Below are 17,187 nucleotides of genomic sequence, written 5' to 3' on the forward strand. Positions count from 1 at the left end.
CCTCAAGCCTGTACATCCTCAAGCCTGTACATGCCTGCGCCGGACGTGGCCAGGAGGTAATTGAAAGCCTCGATCAGTTCGACGAAGTCCTCGCCAGGCCCGATGCCAGCAAGTTGTTCACCGAAGGTGTGGTGCTGGAACAGGATCTGGACAACGTGATCACCCACAGCGTCGGCCAGAGTTTCATCGGCAACACCGTGCTGAGTTACTGCGGTGATCAATACTTGACTGAGGATGCTCAAGGCGAGCAGGTGTATGGCGGTTCCAACCTGTTGGTGGTGCCGGGTGACTACGAGGACTTGCTCAAGCTGCCGTTGCCTGACGATGTGCGGTTGGCGATCCTGCAGGCGCAGGTGTTCGACCGCGCTGCGGACGAGGCCTATCCCGGTTTCTACGCCTCACGGCGCAATTACGACATCGCCCAGGGCCTGGACTGTAACGGCCAACAACGCAGCGGCGTGCTGGAACAATCCTGGCGCATGGGCGGCGCCAGCAGCGCGGAAGTGGCGGCGTTGCAGAGCTTCGTCAACGATCCGGGGATGCGCGCGATTCGCGTGTCGTCTGTCGAAACCTACATCGACCAGCCGCTGCCGGCGGACGCCATCGAGGTGTATCGCGGGCCAGCGCAAACCAGTGACTTTCTACTCAAGTACGTAACGGTCAAATCCTATGACGGCTAGAAGCGAAACCATTCAGATCGACATCGACGATGAACAGATGAGCGGGACTTTTCTGAGCCCCAAATCGAAGGTTCCCGGCGTGCTGTTTGTGCACGGGTGGGGTGGCAGCCAGGAACGGGACCTGGAACGGGCCAAAGGCATCGCCGGTCTTGGGTGCGTGTGCCTGACGTTCGACTTGCGCGGCCACACCGGGGGCACCGGTATTCCGCTGACGCGCGTCACCCGCGAAGACAACTTGCGCGACCTGCTGGCAGCGTATGACCGCCTGCTCGCGCACCCGGCGCTCGACACGTCGGCCATCGCTGTGGTGGGCACCAGTTATGGCGGTTACCTGGCCGCGATCCTGACGTCGTTGCGACCGGTGCGCTGGCTGGCGCTACGGGTGCCGGCGCTGTATCGCGACGATCAATGGCACACACCCAAACGTGACCTGGACAAGACCGACCTGCGTGATTATCGCGGCACCCTGATTCGCGCCGACAGCAACCGCGCGCTGCATGCCTGTTCGCAATTCACCGGTGATGTGCTGCTGGTGGAGTCCGAGACGGACGACTATGTGCCGCACGCAACCATCATGAGTTACCGCGCGGCCTGTCAGCAGACTCACTCGCTGACCCACCGGATTATCGACGGTGCCGATCACGCGTTGAGCGACCCTGTTTCGCAGCAGGCGTACACCTCGATCCTGGTGGACTGGATTACCGAAATGGTGGTGGGCGAACGGTTGAGCATTATTCAGTCCCGCTGAAAAATCTTCGGTGTTTTGGAGACCATCGCGGGCAAGCTCGCTCCCACATTTGGAACGCATTCCCCTGTGGGAGCGAGCTTGCTCGCGATGGCGGCCTTCGACTCACCACATACTCAAGAAGGTTTCTTCGATATCCGCAACGACTTGGCCTTGGCCTCCACCACCAGATACATCACCAGCGTAATCAACAGCGGCAGGATGAAATAGATCGCCCGGTACGCCAGCAACCCGGCCACCAGGCTTCCCCGCGAAACCTCATGTTGCAGCAGCGCCACAAACACCGCCTCCAGCACGCCAAGCCCTGCTGGAATATGGGTGATGACCCCGGCGATGGCGCTGATCAGCAACACACCCAGCACCAGTGGGTAGTCGAGCTTGCTCGGCAACAAGGTAAAAATCACCGCCGCCATCAACGACCAGTTCAGCGCGCCGAGGGCCAGTTGCAGCACGGCCATGCGCAATGACGGCAGATCAATTTCTATCCCGCGAATGGCCCATTCACGCCGCTTGGAAAACCGGCAGGCCGCCAGATAACCCGCGCTCACAATCAGCAACAACACGCCTACGCCTTGTAATGCGCCACTGCTCAGTTTCCAGCCGGGCGGCATGCGCACCAGCCCACTGCTGAACACCGCGCCGGCAATGACCATGTAACCGAACCAGTTGGTCGCCAGGCTCAAGCCGAGGATTTTCGCGATATTGCCCTTGCTCACGCCCAACCGTGAATACAAGCGATAGCGCATGGCGATGCCACCCACCCATGCACTCAGATTGAGGTTGAAGGCATAGCTGATAATCCCCACCGGCAGGATCTGTTTCCACGTCAGGTCCTGGCGAATGTAGGTTCGCCCGATCAGGTCGAAACTGGCGTACACCAGAAAACTCAGCAGCGTCAGTCCTGAAGCGATGACCAGCGTTCGCACCTTGAAATCGGCCAGGGTGTTGAACACTTCGTCCCATTCGAGGCGCTCGGCCAGCATCGTCAACAAGACAATCAGCGCCAGGAAAAACAACATCGTCAACGGCCGTTTCCAGCGGCTCCAGCGAGACTTGCCGGGGTGCTCGGTGTGACTGCCCGAATGCGCTTCAGCGTGGCTCATGATGATCGCTCCCGGTCGGCTGGGTGAAGGGCTTGAGGCGCGGCTTGTGTGCCGGCAGCCAACCCGCCCAGGCCGGGAAGTGCCGCAGGAAGTGGAACACCAGAAAGCCGACCGTCATGTGCCAGATGCGGCCGCGCGGCGCAGTGTCGACGGACATGGCTTTGCAGTGGTTGTCGCTCAGGTGTTCAAGGCGTTCAAACAACGTGCGATTGAACGCGCGGTCGCGGATCAACACGTTGGCTTCCAGGTTCATCGACAAGCTCAGTGGGTCGAGGTTGCTTGAGCCGACGGTGCTCCAATCCTCATCGACCAGCGCGACTTTGCCGTGCAGCGGCCGTTGGCAATACTCATGAATCTGTACACCGGACTTGAGCAAATAGTCGTAGGTCATGCGTGCGGCGAGTTTGGCCACCAGCATGTCTGGTTGACCTTGCAGAATCAGCCGCACGTCGACGCCCCGGCGCGCCGCGTTACGGATCTCGCGCAGCAAGCGGTAACCGGGAAAGAAGTAGGCGTTGGCGATCACCACGCGGCGTTTGGCACTGCGCAGCACCAGCCGATACACCTCTTCGATGTCGGTGCTGTGGTCGCCATTGTCGCGGTACACCAGGCGAACCTGGCCGTCATGATCGTCCAGGGCCAGTTCCGATCGCCGTTGGCGACGGCGCTGCCACCAGTATTTGGCCCGGGCCGGGCGACCGCATTGCAACAGCGCGAAATGATGGATGTCGGCCACCGCCGGGCCTTGCACTTCAACGGAATAATCCTGTTTGGCTTCGGGGCCGAAGTCGCCCAGATGGTCGGCGGAAAAGTTGATCCCGCCGATAAAGGCCACCGCTCCGTCGACCACGACAATCTTGCGGTGCAGGCGACGGAACCAGTTGGTGCGAATGCCCAGACGCTTGGGCGCCGGGTCGAATATCTGGATGTGTACGCCGGCCTCGCTCAATGCGGCCAGAAACCCGGTGCTCAATTCGCCACAGCCAAAACCGTCGAGGCTGGCCGTGACCCGCACACCGCGCCGAGCCGCGTCGATCAGCACTTGCTGCATTTCATTGCCGACCTTGTCCTCGAACACGATGAAAGTTTCCAAGAGGATTTCCGTCTTGGCCTGGCGCATGGCCTCGAACACCCTGGGGAAATACTCCTCACCGTTTTCCAGCAACTCGACGCGGTTGTTGCCTTGCCAGCCATAGTCGACATCGACCACGGCGGGCTCTCGGGTTTTCGGGGGAGTGGACACGTGTTCCACGCGGGCTTCTTCCATCGATGGGCTGCTCATAGCTCGATCTCCACCGACAGCGGTGCATGGTCGGAAAGGTGTGACCAGGGACGCGCCGCCAGCACTTGCGGACGGTGGGCCTTGAGGTTGCGCACGTAGATGCGGTCTAGTCGAAGTGCCGGCATTCGCGCCGGAAAACTGCGCGCCGGTTTGCCGTGATGTTCGGCGAACACTTCGCGCAGTCCGCAGGGTTTGAGCAACGCATCGGCGCGTTGGCGCCAGTCATTGAAGTCGCCGGCCACGATCACCGCAGCATCGTCCGGCAACTGTGCCAGGCGTCGGCTCAATAGCTTGAGCTGTTCGGTGCGATGGGTTTCGCGCAGCCCCAGGTGCACGCAAATGGCGTGAACCTCCTGACCGTCACCGGGCAGGCGTAACACGCAATGCAGGATGCCGCGGTTTTCATGGCCGCTGATCGAGACGTCGAGGTTGTCATGGCGAATGATCTGGAATTTCGACAGCAGCGCATTGCCGTGATCGCCCGCCGGGTAAACCGCATTGCGGCCATAGGCAAACTGCGGCCACAGGGTGTCGGCGAGGAATTCGTATTGCGGCATCGTCGGCCAATCGCTGTAGCGCCGCGGATGCTGTTCATGGGTGCCGTGGACTTCCTGCAAAAACACCACGTCGGCGGACACGCTGCGCACCGCTTCACGCAACTCCGGGAGGATGAAACGCCGGTTGAGCGCGGTAAACCCTTTGTGCGTGTTGACCGTCAGCACGGTGAAGCTGCGCACGGCGGTGAGGATAGGCGATGGCTCGTCGGCGGCGCCAAGCGGCTCGGAAACGTTCATGGCAGCACGCCTTCGGCCACCGGTTTGCCGGGGACGCTGTAGCGCCAGCCTGAACTACCCACATGAATCGCCGCCATGCCGCCTCCCGCCTGATGGTCTTCGAACAACCCTGTCTTTTGATGACTGCGGGGCGAGCGAGAAAGTTTCGACGGAACTACGGACGGTACAGGCCCACAAAATAACCAACGTGGGGGCGATGTACGGCAGCAATCGGGCTGGCCCCGCATACACCGCCAGGTCTGAAACTTCCTGCCGGTCTACGCTTGTAGGCGCGGCCGAAGGCTGCGATCTTTCGTGTTCATATCGACTCACTAAAAGGAGCACCGCGTTTTGCATCCGTTCAAGACTGCGATATGGCTGGCGCTACTTCTGTTCACCACCAGCGTCGGGCTGCAAGCGGCAGCGCTGCCGGGCATGCCGGCCAGCAGCGCCGCGACGCCACCGGCTCACCCGGAACCGCTGGTCCAGGGCGGTTTGCTGGGGGCCATCAGTTCGAGCATTGATGAGGTCCAGGGCAAACTCGATCTCAACGAAGGCCTGGTCGACGCCTGGCGTCTGCGCGCAGACCGCGCGGCGGATGAAGTGGATCAACTGGTCAATCATCCATCGGCGCGTTCCAGCTGGAGCGTGGCGGGGGATTTCCTGCTGTTGTCCGGCGTGTGGGTGGGCGTCTTTGCGTTGCTCTGGCTGCTCGGCGGGTTGTTGGCCAAGCGACTGAGCGAGCACCGCTTGCTGCTCACACGAGAACGCGGCCAAGCCGTGCTCGGTTATGCATTGCCTTACAGCATTCCGGCGCTGGTCAGCCTGCCGCTGACGATTTTTGTCAGCCACTTCCTGCCCGTGTCAGCCGGGCGGGCGCTGGCGCTGTGTTTCGCCTATGCCACCAGCAGCGGGATCTTTGCCGCCTCGCTGGTCATGACGCTGGTGGTCCTGTTCAACACCGGGCACAAGCGCCGGGCGGTGCAGATCCTTCGTCAGTTCAGCCCGCGACCACTGTTTGGCATCGGCTTTCTGGTCGCGATCAGCGATGCCCTGACCAGCCCGCAAATCGCCCACCAATTGGGCGGCAATCTCACCAGCAGCATCGCGGTATTGACCGGGCTGGGGGCGTCGATTTCCTTCGGTTTGCTGGTGATCAAAATGCGTCGTCCAGTCGCGCATCTGATCCGCGTTCTGCCGTTGGCCCAGCGTCAGAGTCAGCCTGCACTGCGCGAGACGCTGCGGATATTTTCCGGCCTGTGGTACTGGCCGATCCTGTTGATGGTGATGGTGTCGATCATGAACCTGGTCAGCATCAGCGATGACAATCAGCAGGTGTTGCGCAGTGCACTGCTCACCACGGTTCTGTTGATCGCGACGGTGTTCCTCAGCACCACGTTGCATCACCTGTTCAAGTCCCGCAGCGAGCAAGCGGTACGGCGTAGCAATGCCTATAAAGAGCGCTTCCTGAGCCTTTCTCACGCCTTGCTGCGGATCGGCATGGCAATTGTGTTCATCGACATCCTGGGACGTATCTGGGGGGTGTCACTCTTCGAGTTCGCGGTGAGCAATTCGGTCGGCCGGGCGATCAGTGATTCGCTGAGCCGCATCGGCTTGATTTTCCTGATGACCTGGATGGTCTGGGTGGTGCTCGACACGGCGATTCAGGAGGCCCTGAAACCACCGGTCAGCAAACGCTCGGCACGCCAACCGAGCACGCGGGTGAAAACCATCCTGCCGCTGCTGCGCAATGCGATCAAAATCCTGCTGGTGGTGATCTGTGCGATCACCACCATGGCCAATCTCGGGATCAATGTCGCGCCGTTTCTGGCCGGCGCCGGGGTGGTGGGGCTGGCCATCGGTTTCGGCTCCCAGCAACTGGTGCAGGATGTGATTACCGGGCTATTCATCATCATCGAAGACACCCTGTCGATTGGCGATTGGGTGGTGCTCGATTCCGGGCATGCCGGCACGGTCGAAGGCCTGACCATTCGCACCCTGCGTCTGCGTGACGGCAAGGGCTTTGTGCACTCGGTGCCGTTCGGCCAGATCAAGGCGGTGACCAACCAGTCCCGACAGTTTGCTTATGCGTTCTTCTCGGTGCAGTTCACCTACGACACGGATGTCGACAAGGCGATTGAGTTGATTCGCGAGGCCGGGCATTCGATCAGCGACGACCCGTTTCTCAAGTACAACCTGCAAGGACCGCTCGACGTATTCGGGGTCGACAAAATGGACCTCAACGGCGTGGTGCTGACGGCGCAGTTCCGTACGGTGTCGGGCGGGCAGTATGCGGTGAGCCGAGCCTTCAACCAGCGATTGAAAAAGCTTGTGGATAACAGCCCTTGGGTGCATTTCGCGCAGACTTATCCACAGCAGGTTTTTATTCCCCAGCGGCAGGTGGATGAGGGAGAGGGCGGGCTGGCGCCGGAGCATTCGTCGGTTTTGCTGCCGGATCAGCCGCGTACCCAGTAGTACCAGGACAGATCGTTCCCACGCTCTGCGTGGGAATGCCTCACCGGACGCTCCGCGTCCACTCTTGAGACGCAGAGCGTCTCTGGCTGCATTCCCACGCAGAGCGTGGGAACGATCAATGCCGGATCAGTTTGTTGTGCAATTCAGCAGTCGCCTGCTGATCCAGCTCCATCCAGAAATGCTGCTTGCCGGCAATCTCCGCCGCCGCCGGCAATCCATCGCGGTACACCAACCGATTACTCGCCAACGCCGGCACTTTCACGCCCGGTAAAAGCGTGCCTGCCAGGTTCAGCGGGTCAACCCCGCACACCGCGATCAAACTGCCGTCATGCGGCCGTCGGCGTACTTCGCGTAGTAACGGGATCGCCTCGGGCAGCGCAAACTGCTCCCCCGCCAGACCACTGACAAACCGCCCGCCACGTATTTCGCCCCGTGCCTCCAGTCGGTGAAATGTGCGCAGCAATTCGCGCCAACTTGGCAGCCAATCCGCCTCACGCTCCAGCAAGCGCCAGAACACCACGCCATAGCGCCGCAGCAAGGTCATGGCGATGTGTTCCAGGGTTTCGTTGGGTGTGGGCGCCGGGCGTTTGTTATCCACAACCGGCGCGGCAGGCCCGCGTCGCAACAGGGCCCAGCGACCGGCATCGTCCATGCCGCCCACAAACGCTCCGCGCCCGCGTCGGCTGCTGCGATTCTGGCGTTTGCTGGCCGGGGTAATCAGCGCCCGCAACCCGGCGAAGCTGTCAGCGTTCACAAGCCCCGCACCGACCAATTCCTGCAAGGCGATTTCCAGTTCCGAGCGCAACAGGTGCGCTTCATGAATCAACTCATCGAAAAACAGCGCGCCATGTTGGCTGAGCGCTTCATAGACCTTTTGCGTCTTGGGCGACAACTCGCTGACCGGTGTCTGCTCGGTCAAGCTGACCCATAACCCGATCTGGCCGCGCGGCAACAACACAATGGGTGTGCTGCGCAGTGCCGTGCTGGCGCCTTTGTTGCGAGCGGTCAGGCGTGTCCAGACGAGTTTTCCGCTTCGGCACAGGTCATCCAGCCAGCCCGGCGAATAGTCTTTGATACGTCCGGGCAACATATCGCTGTCCCAGGCTGACGCAGCGGCCGGGTAGCCTTCGAACTGACTGATGATCGCCGGCAATACGGCACTGCCCTGGCCTTGAGTCGCCGCCGACAGGTGCTGCCAGTCGAACAGAAAACGCATGAAGTCCTGCAACGCCACCGGCTCGATTTCCCGACGTAGACGCTTGACCGTGTAGCGGTGAATTCGTGCCAGCAGATGCCGTTCGCACCATTGCTCCACACTGGCGCCGGGTGTGAAGCGACCGCGCAATACATAGCCTTCGCGTTCCAGTTGGGCCAAGGCCTGGGTGACTTGATTCACTGTCAATCCAAGCGGTTCGGCAATGGCATCGAGCGGTAACGGCCCGAAGGCGCTGAGCCGCGCGCGGATCACTTCAAGCATCGCTTCGTCGGGCTCCCAGACTTCATCGAAGCCGGGTAGCGCTTGCAGTGCCGGCAACAACCTGGCCTGTGGATAAATCGATTTGAAACAGGTGAGTCGCTCCAGTGCCAGCCACAATGATTGCCTGGCGTTGATCCGCAAAAGGCTGGCGCGACCGCTGTCGGCCAAGGCGTTCAGCCAATCGAGCCAGTGCGGATTGGCCTGCGCTTCCGCGTCGGTGATGCACGCCAGGCTCATCAATGCCTCGTGCATCTCATCGATGCCGGAAGGTGTCGGCCAAGCCTCATCGCGCACCGCTTGAATCGCCTCGGCATCCAGCGCGCCGAGGTCGTCAGTGGATTGCGGGTCGGTCCAGCGACGGTTGAGCACCGCTTGCGTGCGGCGTTCTTCCAGCGGCGCATCGTCGAGAAAAGTGTAGGGCCGGGCGCTGAGGATTTCGGCCGCCAAAGGGGAGGGCGCCGGCAAGTCACGGCTGATCAGCCGCACATCACCGCGTTCCATGCGCCGCAGCAGCGCCAGCCAGCCGTCACTGTCCATCGCCTCGTGCAGGCAATCGTCGAGGGTTTGCTCCACCAGCGGATGGTCGGGAATTTCGCGCTCGCCGGCGAGGTTTTCCACGCAGGCAATCTGGTCGGGGAAGACGCTGGCAATCAAGTCTTCGCTTTTCATCCGCTGGATCTGCGGCGCGACTTTGCGTCCGCCGCTGTAGCGCGGCAATGCCAGGGCGACGCCGGCATTCCAGCGCCAGCGCACACCGAACAACGGCGCATCGAGCACTGCTTGAATCAGGATGTGCTCGGCGCTGTTGCTGTGCAGGTAGCGCCAGACATCGTCGAGTTCGAAACTGTGGCTGGTGGACAGCGACAGGACAATGGCGTCTTCGCTGGCGGCGGCCTGCAATTCGAAGTTGAAGGTGCGGCAGAAGCGTTTGCGCAGGGCCAGGCCCCAGGCCCGGTTGATGCGGCTGCCGAACGGCGTGTGGATGATCAGTTGTGTACCGCCGGACTCGTCGAAAAACCGCTCCATCAGCAGCGTGTCYTGTGACGGCAGGGCGCCGAGCGTCAGGCGCGCACGGGCGAGGTAATCCACCAGTTGCCCGGCGCTGTCGAGGTTGAGGCCGAGGGTGTCGGTCAGCCAGTCGAGGGCCGGTTGCAGATGGCCCGGTGTGGCGCCGAGCAGGTCGTCGAGGTGCGCCTGCAAGCGAGCGACGGCAAAGGACAGTTCGGCGCTGCGACCGGGCGCTTCACCGAGCCAGAACGGAATGGTCGGCGGTTGCCCCTGAGCGTCTTCGACCCGGACCTTGCCAGTGTCGACCCGCAGGATCCGGTAGGAGGTATTGCCCAGCTGGAACACATCCCCGGCAATGCTTTCCACCGCAAAGTCTTCGTTGACGCTGCCGATGTTCAGCCCTTGGGGCTCCAGCAAGACGCTGTAGTCGGCGTTGTCCGGAATAGTCCCGCCACTGGTCACGGCGGTCAGTTTGGCACCCCGACGACCGCGTAAAGTACGGGTCACGGCGTCGCGATGCAGGTAAGCGCTGCGGATACCCTGACGACCGTTGTAACCCTCGGCAAGCATGTGCAGCAGCGCCTGATAGTGCTTTTCGTCGAGCCCGGCGTAGGGCGAGGCGTTGCGCAACATCTCCAGCAGCGCCTGTTCCGGCCATTCCTGGCAACTGACCTCGGCAATGATTTGCTGGGCGAGCACGTCCAGCGGTGCCTCGGGGATCTGCAACGTATCGAGTTCACCGCGTCGTACACAATCGAGCAGGGCGGCGCATTCGATCAGGTCGTCGCGAGTGGTGGCAAACAAACGGCCCTTGGGCGTACCGCCGACCTGGTGCCCGGAGCGGCCGACCCGTTGCAGAAGCCCTGAAATCGAGCGCGGCGAGGCGATTTGGCACACCAGGTCTACGTCGCCAATGTCGATGCCCAATTCCAGCGAAGCGGTGGCGATCAGCACTTGCAGGTCGCCGCGCTTGAGCCGTTGTTCGGCGTCCAGGCGAAACTCTTTGGCCAGGCTGCCGTGGTGGGCGGCGACGGCGTCCTTGCCCAGGCGTTCGCTCAGGTGCCGGCTCAAGCGTTCGGCAAGTCGCCGGGTGTTGACGAAAATCAGCGTGGTCCGGTGTTCGCGGGCGAGGGCGGCGAGGCGGTCATAGACCAGCTCCCACACATCATTGGCCATGACCGCCGATAGCGGCACCGGTGGCACTTCGATGTCCAGGTCCCGTGGACGGGCGTGGCCGATGTCGACGATCTCGCAAGGGCGGTCACGGCCCACCAGAAAACGCGACACCGCTTCGATGGGTTTTTGCGTGGCTGACAGACCAATGCGCACCAGCGGATCTGCGCACAGCGCCTGCAATCGCTCAAGGCTCAAGGCCAGGTGGCTGCCGCGTTTACTGGCGGCGATGGCGTGAATTTCATCGACAATGACCGTGCGCGTGGTGCCGAGCATTTTTCGGCCGGAATCGGAGCCGAGCAGCACGTAAAGGGATTCTGGCGTGGTCACCAGAATGTGCGGTGCGGTCTTGCGCATGGCCGAGCGATCTTTTTGCGGTGTATCGCCGGTGCGCACGGCGGTGTTGATCTGTAATGGGGGCAGGCCCATCACGCGCAATTGCTCGGTGATCCCGGCGAGCGGGTTTTGCAGGTTGATCTGGATGTCGTTGGACAACGCCTTGAGCGGCGAGACATAGACCACCAGGGTTTCGTCTGGCAGCCCGTCGTCGGTTTCCAGGCCCCGGTGAACCAGGTCGTCGATGACCGCGAGGAAAGCGGTGAGGGTTTTGCCAGATCCGGTGGGCGCGGCGATCAGGGTCGAGCGGCGCTGACGGATCAACGGCCACGCCCGGGCCTGGGCGGCGGTGACCGTCGGGAAGGTGCTGCTGAACCAGGCGCTGACGGCGGGGTGGAAGCCTGCCAGTGCAGCGTCCGTGGGAATGGGCAGATTCATGGGGTAATTTATGCGGGTGGGGTGGTTCAGATGCAAGTACCATTCAAGCCCTTCGCCGAGCCTGAGGGCCTCATCGCGGGCAAGCCCGCTCCCACAGTGGTTTCTGTTGTTCATAAATTTTGTATTCATAGGAGATCCCTGTGGGAGCGGGCTTGCCCGCGAAGGGGCCATCACCGGCGGCACAAATCCCGGGCATCTACACTTTACGGATGACGGTTGCGCACTAAACCCGCAAAATGCAACGATTCCGGCAACTATCAACGGCATTGCCTGCGGGCATTGTCGATAAAGCCATCGTTCCAATCAGACTGGGCCTGCTGACTCTATGCGAATGCGCCTTATGTTACTGGGCGGCGGAAATGCCCTTGGGCAGGCGCTGATTCGCCTCGGTGCGGAGGAAGACATCGGTTTCCTCGCCCCCCGCCCCCCGCAAGACGGCTGGGATGCCGCGAGCCTGACGCAACTGCTCGACGACACCCGTCCGGACGCGTTGATCAACCTCGCCTACTACTTCGACTGGTTTCAGGCAGAGACGGTCAGCGAAATGCGTCTGGCCGGGCAGGAGCGGTCGATCGAGCGTCTGGCCGAACTGTGCCAGCATCACAACATCGTTCTGCTGCAACCCTCGAGCTATCGTGTGTTTGATGGCTCGCGTGCCACCGCCTACAGCGAAAAAGATGAGCCGGTTCCTCTGGGGCTACGCGGTCAGTCACTGTGGCGCATCGAACAAAGCGTTCGCGCAACCTGTCCACAGCACGTACTGCTGCGTTTTGGCTGGTTGCTCGATGACAGCCCTGACGGCACGCTCGGGCGCTTCCTTGCACGAGCGGAAACGCCTGACGAACTGTTGTTGGCCGACGACCGCCGGGGCAACCCGACTCCGGTCGACGATGCAGCCCGGGTGATCATTTCGGTGCTCAAACAACTCGATTGTGCAGCGCCGCTGTGGGGCACCTATCATTACGCCGGGCATGAGGCGACCACGCCGCTGGCGCTGGGGCAGGCCATCCTGACTGAAGCACGCAGCCTGCATCCGTTGGCCATCGAAGCGCCGACGGCCCAGGCTCACGCCGCGCGACCGGATGCCGCCGAAGAGCCACAACACGCGGTGCTGGCCTGCAAGAAAATTTTGCACACGTTCGGGATCAAGCCCCGCGCCTGGCGCGCGGCACTCCCGGGCTTACTGGACAGGTTTTATCGCCATGGCTGACGGCCCTGTTTTTATCACCGGCGGCGCCGGTTTTATCGGTTCGCACCTGACCGATGCCTTGCTCGCCAAAGGGCATTCGGTGCGCATTCTCGATGACTTGTCCACCGGCAAACGCAGCAACCTGCCGATGGATAACCCCAACCTGGAATTGATTGTCGGTGATGTCGCCGATGCGTCGCTCGTGGCTCAGGCGATGGTCGGTTGCAGCGCGGTGGCGCACTTGGCGGCAGTGGCCTCGGTGCAAGCGTCGGTGGATGATCCGGTGAAGACTCATCAGAGCAACTTCGTCGGCTCGCTGAATGTCTGCGAAGCCATGCGCCAGGCAGGCGTCAAACGCGTGCTGTTCGCTTCCAGCGCGGCGGTCTACGGCAACAATGGCGAAGGTGAATCGATCGATGAGGACACCCCCAAGGCGCCCTTGACGCCCTACGCGTCGGACAAGTTGGCGAGTGAGCACTACTTCGATTTCTACCGCCGCCAGCATGCGCTGGAACCGGTGATTTTCCGCTTCTTCAACATTTTCGGCCCGCGTCAGGACCCGTCCTCGCCGTATTCCGGGGTGATCAGTATTTTCAGCGAGCGGGCGCAAAATGGCCTGCCGATCACTGTTTTCGGTGACGGTGAGCAGACGCGTGATTTCGTTTACGTCGAGGATCTGGTGGACCTGCTGGTGCAAGCCATCGAAATGCCGCAGGTTGAAGTCGGCGCGGTGAATGTCGGCTGGAACCAGGCGACCAGTCTCAAGCAAATGCTCGAAGCCCTTGAGACGGTGGTGGGCCAGCTGCCCCCCGTGAGCTTTGGCCCGGCACGTTCCGGTGACATCCGTCATTCGCGAGCGAGTAACCGGCGTTTGCTGGAGCGTTTTGTCGTACCCGGGCAAACACCGATGAGTGTTGGATTGGCCCGGTTGCTGGGACGATAGCCAATAGAAAAGGCGCCTGTTAAGGCGCCTTTTTTGTTGCTGATCGTTCCCACGCAGAGCATGGGAGCGATCGATTCACCACCACGTGAATGTACCTTTAGAACTTGTAGCCCAGGCCTACCATGTAGACGAACGGGTCTACATCCACGTCGACCTTGGCCCGAGTGCCCGGCGCAATCCCGTTGTTTTCCACGGTCGCAGTGGTGTCGATGTCGATGTAGCGCACCTGGGCGTTGAGCAAGATGTTGTCGGTGATCATGTAATCGGCGCCGACCTGGAACGCCATGCCCCAGGAGTTATCCGCTTCGAAGTTGCTGAAGCCCTTGGCCTGCGCTTCGCTGCCGACGTGTTCGTCGTAGATCACGGTGTAGTTGATACCGGCGCCGAGATACGGCTGGAAAGCGGACTTCGGGTCCAGCGGGTAGTACACGACGCTCAAGGTCGGTGGCAGGTGTTTCAGAGTGCCGAGTTTACCGTTGGCCGCTGAGCCCAGGGCAGTGCCTTTGAGTTTCACGTCATGCTCGAACGGAGTGGCAGCCAACAGCTCGATCCCCCAGTGGCTGTCCAGCATGTAGGCAAAGTTCAGGCCCAGTTGCGTGTCGCTGTCCATGGTGGCCTTGCCACCCAGGTTGGTACCGGCCAACGGGCCCTGGTCGACCTTGACGCTGGAGCTGTCGGCTTTAGGGTTGACGGTGATTGCACCGGCACGAATCAGGATATCGCCTGCCTCGAAGGCGTGGGCGAGCGGGGCGGCGAGCGCGAGGGTAATCAGCGAGGCACTGAGCAAAGACTTGTGCATGGGAGGCTCCAAAGGACGTTAAAAATTTTTGATGTCCAATGGTACAAAGCTGCCTGATACGGTCTTTTGATTCAGCTCAATGAAACTGTGATGACCGGGTTTTGTGGTGAATTTGATAGCCCCATCGCGGTCAAGTCGAATCGTCGCACCCTTGTGAGTGACTCAGAATTACCGGATTCATTCGGGCAATTCATACACATAAATCTTGTCCGCTTCCATCTGATACCCGGCATCCGCCAGCTCACTGGTCGACGCCTTGACCTGCATCGCGCCCTCGATCCAGTACGGCTGATACAGCTCATCAAGCTTCACGCCGACTTCGCTTTTTACATGCACGATCTGGTTTGACGGTGGTGGCGGCACATGGATGCAGGCGCCGAAATACGGCACCAGCAAAAACTCGGTGGTACGCCCGTCTTCACCGACTTCCAGCGGCACGATGTAGCCCGGCAGGCGAATGTTCTGGCCATCAAGGCTGCTCACCACCGGCGCATTGGGCATGTCCTGCTTGGCGGCGGGCGCTGACTCGGCAGACAGCGTGCTGCTCATCTGCGACAAGTCGTGCAGCGGCGTCATGTTCGGCACTTCCGGCGCGGCGTCCGGCGGGATCATTTCCGACCAGGTCAGGTCTTTCGGCTCGGCCGCCCACAGGGGCAGGGCGACCAGCATCAGCAGCGCAAGCAAGGCGCGGGGCATGTTCAACGTCCTCATAGTCGGATCGACAGGCCATCGGCCAACGATTGGCGATACGCGCGCCAGGCCGGCACGCTGCCCATCAACAAAGCGGCGATCAGGATGCCACCGAGCAGCGTCCATTCATACTCGCTCGGCCACGCCAGCGGCAGGTACAAACCGTAATTGGCTTGCACGTAACCCTGGGCGGCGGCGATGCACACATACAGCAGCGCCACGCCGGCAATCACCCCGGACAGCGCCAAGGCAAAGGCCTCAAGCACCAGCAAGGTCGCGATGTGCCAGGGCCGGGCGCCGACTGAGCGCAGAATCGCCATCTCGCGGCGACGTTCATTCAGGCTGGTGAGAATCGCCGTGAGCATGCCGATCAACCCGGTCAGCACCACGAACAGTGAAACCACGAACAAGGCTTTTTCCGCCGTGCTCATCAAACTCCACAGCTCTTGAAGCGCCACGCCGGGCAGGATCGCCAGCATCGGTTCACCACGGAATTCGTTGATTTCACGTTGCAACGCAAAGGTCGAAATCTTGCTGTTGAGGCCGAGCATGAACGCGGTGATCGCTTGCGGCGTGAGGTCCATGTTGCGTGCCTGATCGGCACTGATTCGGCCTTTTCCTTGTGCCGGCACGCCGTTGTGCCAGTCGACATGGATCGCCTCCATGCCGCCAAGGCTGATGTGCAACGTGCGGTCCACGGGCGTGCCGGTGCGTTTGAGGATGCCGACCACGGTGAACGGTTTGTCGTCGTGCTTGACCAGGCTGATCACCGCCACGCCGTGGGCCAACACCAGTTTGTCGCCGAGTTTGTAGTGCAGCGCATCCGCGACTTCGGCGCCGAGTACTACTTCAAACGGGTCGGTGGCGAAAGCGCGGCCGTCGGCCAGTTCCAGGTGTTGCTGATGGCCGTACTGGTAATGCTCGAAGTACGCCTCGGTGGTGCCCATCACCCGGTAGCCGCGATGGGAGTCGCCGAGGGACATTGGAATCGCCCACTTCACTTTCGGGTTGTTGGCGAAGTGTTCGAAGCTGTCCCAGCGAATATTGTTGGTGGCATTGCCGATGCGAAACACCGAGTAGAGCAACAGGTTCACCGAACCGGAGCGTGCGCCGACGATCAGGTCGGTGCCGCTGATGGTGCTGGCAAAACTGGCTTTGGCTTCGGTGCGCACGCGCTCCACGGCCAACAGCAGGCACACCGACAGGGCGATGGCGAACGCGGTGAGTATCGCGGTGAAGCGCCGGTTAGCCAGACTGGCCATGGCAAGACGAAACAAATACATCTCAGACCTCTGCAGGCGTGGCGGCGCGATTGAGTTCGGCCAGCGACAGGTTGCGATCAAACAGCGGTGCCAGGCTCTGGTCGTGGCTGACAAACAACAGGCTAGAGCCGGCTTCACGGCATTCGGCGAACAACAGGCGAATGAAGTTTTCCCGAGCGTCGTAGTCCAGGGCTGATGTCGGTTCGTCGGCGATGACCAGTTCCGGCTGGCCGATCAGCGCTCGCGCGGCGGCCACTCGTTGCTGTTGGCCGATGGACAGCGAATCGGCGCGTCGGCTGAGGATGCTTTCGTCCTTCAAACCCAAATGGGCGAGCAGGGTGGCCGCCGCCTGATCGACACTGCCGTGGCGCTGTTTCGCCCGTTCGGCGCGCAACCTGGAGAAGTGGCAGGGCAGTTCGACGTTTTCGCGAACCGACAGGAAGGGCAGCAAATTGAATTGCTGAAAGATGTACCCGGTGTGATCGACGCGGAAACGGTCGCGTGCGCCGGCACCCAGTTCGGTCAATTCCTGTCCGAGCAGCCGAATGCTCCCGCGATCAGGTTTCTGCACGCCGCCGAGCAGGCCGAGCAGGGTGGTTTTACCACTGCCGCTGGGGCCTTTGAGGAACAGGGTTTCGCCAGGCTCCAGGCGAAACGCCGGGATGTCCAGCAACGGCGGGTGACCGGGCCAGCTGAAGCCCAGGTCGGACAGTTCGATGAGTGCTTGGGTCATAGCGCCGATTTCATGGGTGTTGATGACCTGTAGGAGCATGGCTTGCCCGCGATGAACGATGACGCGGTCTAATCGAAACCT

The 17,187-nt window shown here is 61.5% G+C and carries 13 protein-coding genes; 5 read left to right on the plus strand and 8 right to left on the minus strand.

Annotated elements, in window-relative coordinates; genetic code table 11:
- Together AC1D2P_RS22675 and AC1D2P_RS22680 are read left to right on the plus strand one after the other, a co-directional pair.
- The coding region (locus tag AC1D2P_RS22675; RefSeq protein WP_477811605.1) for a DUF3182 family protein at window positions 1-680 on the plus strand (680 nt) is incomplete at its 5' end.
- Window positions 670-1,428, plus strand: a complete 759-nt coding sequence (locus AC1D2P_RS22680) for an alpha/beta hydrolase family protein (RefSeq protein ID WP_109787318.1) — start codon at window positions 670-672, stop codon at window positions 1,426-1,428. The genes AC1D2P_RS22675 and AC1D2P_RS22680, both read left to right, overlap by 11 nt.
- Before the next feature lie 113 nt (window positions 1,429-1,541).
- Here the strand turns inward: AC1D2P_RS22680 and AC1D2P_RS22685 are convergent, their stop codons facing one another.
- Genes AC1D2P_RS22685 through AC1D2P_RS22695 form a run of 3 tightly spaced genes read right to left on the minus strand, consistent with a single transcriptional unit; the run spans window position 1,542 to window position 4,604 of the window.
- Window positions 1,542-2,528, minus strand: a complete 987-nt coding sequence (locus AC1D2P_RS22685) for a lysylphosphatidylglycerol synthase domain-containing protein (RefSeq protein WP_109787319.1) — start codon at window positions 2,526-2,528, stop codon at window positions 1,542-1,544.
- A complete protein-coding gene (gene clsB / locus AC1D2P_RS22690) occupies window positions 2,515-3,810 on the minus strand; it encodes a cardiolipin synthase ClsB (protein WP_109787320.1) in 1,296 nt (431 codons plus the stop codon). Before clsB ends, AC1D2P_RS22685 begins: the two co-directional genes overlap by 14 nt.
- Window positions 3,807-4,604, minus strand: coding sequence for an endonuclease/exonuclease/phosphatase family protein (locus AC1D2P_RS22695; protein ID WP_077431182.1), 798 nt, complete (start codon window positions 4,602-4,604; stop codon window positions 3,807-3,809). Before AC1D2P_RS22695 ends, clsB begins: the two co-directional genes overlap by 4 nt.
- A gap of 330 nt (window positions 4,605-4,934) precedes the next feature.
- On the opposite strand from AC1D2P_RS22695, the gene AC1D2P_RS22700 reads away from it, so the two are divergent.
- A complete protein-coding gene (locus AC1D2P_RS22700; RefSeq protein WP_109787322.1) occupies window positions 4,935-7,058 on the plus strand; it encodes a mechanosensitive ion channel family protein in 2,124 nt (707 codons plus the stop codon).
- 115 nt (window positions 7,059-7,173) lie between these two features.
- Here AC1D2P_RS22700 and AC1D2P_RS22705 read toward each other — a convergent pair whose 3' ends face one another.
- The gene (locus tag AC1D2P_RS22705; protein WP_477758363.1) at window positions 7,174-11,490 is read right to left on the minus strand and encodes an Lhr family helicase; all 4,317 of its coding nucleotides are present in this window, start codon (window positions 11,488-11,490) and stop codon (window positions 7,174-7,176) included.
- A 325-nt stretch (window positions 11,491-11,815) separates the two neighbouring features.
- On the opposite strand from AC1D2P_RS22705, the gene AC1D2P_RS22710 reads away from it, so the two are divergent.
- Window positions 11,816-12,700 (plus strand): sugar nucleotide-binding protein, encoded by an 885-nt coding sequence (locus AC1D2P_RS22710; RefSeq protein WP_077431185.1) that lies wholly within the window; start codon window positions 11,816-11,818, stop codon window positions 12,698-12,700.
- Window positions 12,693-13,622: an NAD-dependent epimerase/dehydratase family protein gene (locus AC1D2P_RS22715; protein WP_046028808.1), complete on the plus strand. Its 930-nt coding sequence runs from the start codon at window positions 12,693-12,695 to the stop codon at window positions 13,620-13,622. Before AC1D2P_RS22710 ends, AC1D2P_RS22715 begins: the two co-directional genes overlap by 8 nt.
- A 97-nt stretch (window positions 13,623-13,719) precedes the next feature.
- Here AC1D2P_RS22715 and AC1D2P_RS22720 read toward each other — a convergent pair whose 3' ends face one another.
- From AC1D2P_RS22720 to AC1D2P_RS22735, 4 genes are all read right to left on the minus strand, one after another.
- On the minus strand, window positions 13,720-14,421 hold the full coding sequence (locus tag AC1D2P_RS22720; protein WP_109787325.1) for an OmpW/AlkL family protein: 702 nt from the start codon (window positions 14,419-14,421) through the stop codon (window positions 13,720-13,722).
- A gap of 177 nt (window positions 14,422-14,598) precedes the next feature.
- Window positions 14,599-15,117, minus strand: coding sequence for a DUF3299 domain-containing protein (locus AC1D2P_RS22725; RefSeq protein WP_109787326.1), 519 nt, complete (start codon window positions 15,115-15,117; stop codon window positions 14,599-14,601).
- A gap of 11 nt (window positions 15,118-15,128) precedes the next feature.
- A complete protein-coding gene (locus tag AC1D2P_RS22730; RefSeq protein WP_077431186.1) occupies window positions 15,129-16,394 on the minus strand; it encodes an ABC transporter permease in 1,266 nt (421 codons plus the stop codon).
- Window position 16,395: 1 nt separating this feature from the next.
- The gene (locus AC1D2P_RS22735; protein ID WP_046028882.1) at window positions 16,396-17,106 is read right to left on the minus strand and encodes an ABC transporter ATP-binding protein; all 711 of its coding nucleotides are present in this window, start codon (window positions 17,104-17,106) and stop codon (window positions 16,396-16,398) included.
- Window positions 17,107-17,187: the final 81 nt, after the last annotated feature.

This window comes from Pseudomonas sp. P1_F1_2, assembly GCF_056405815.1.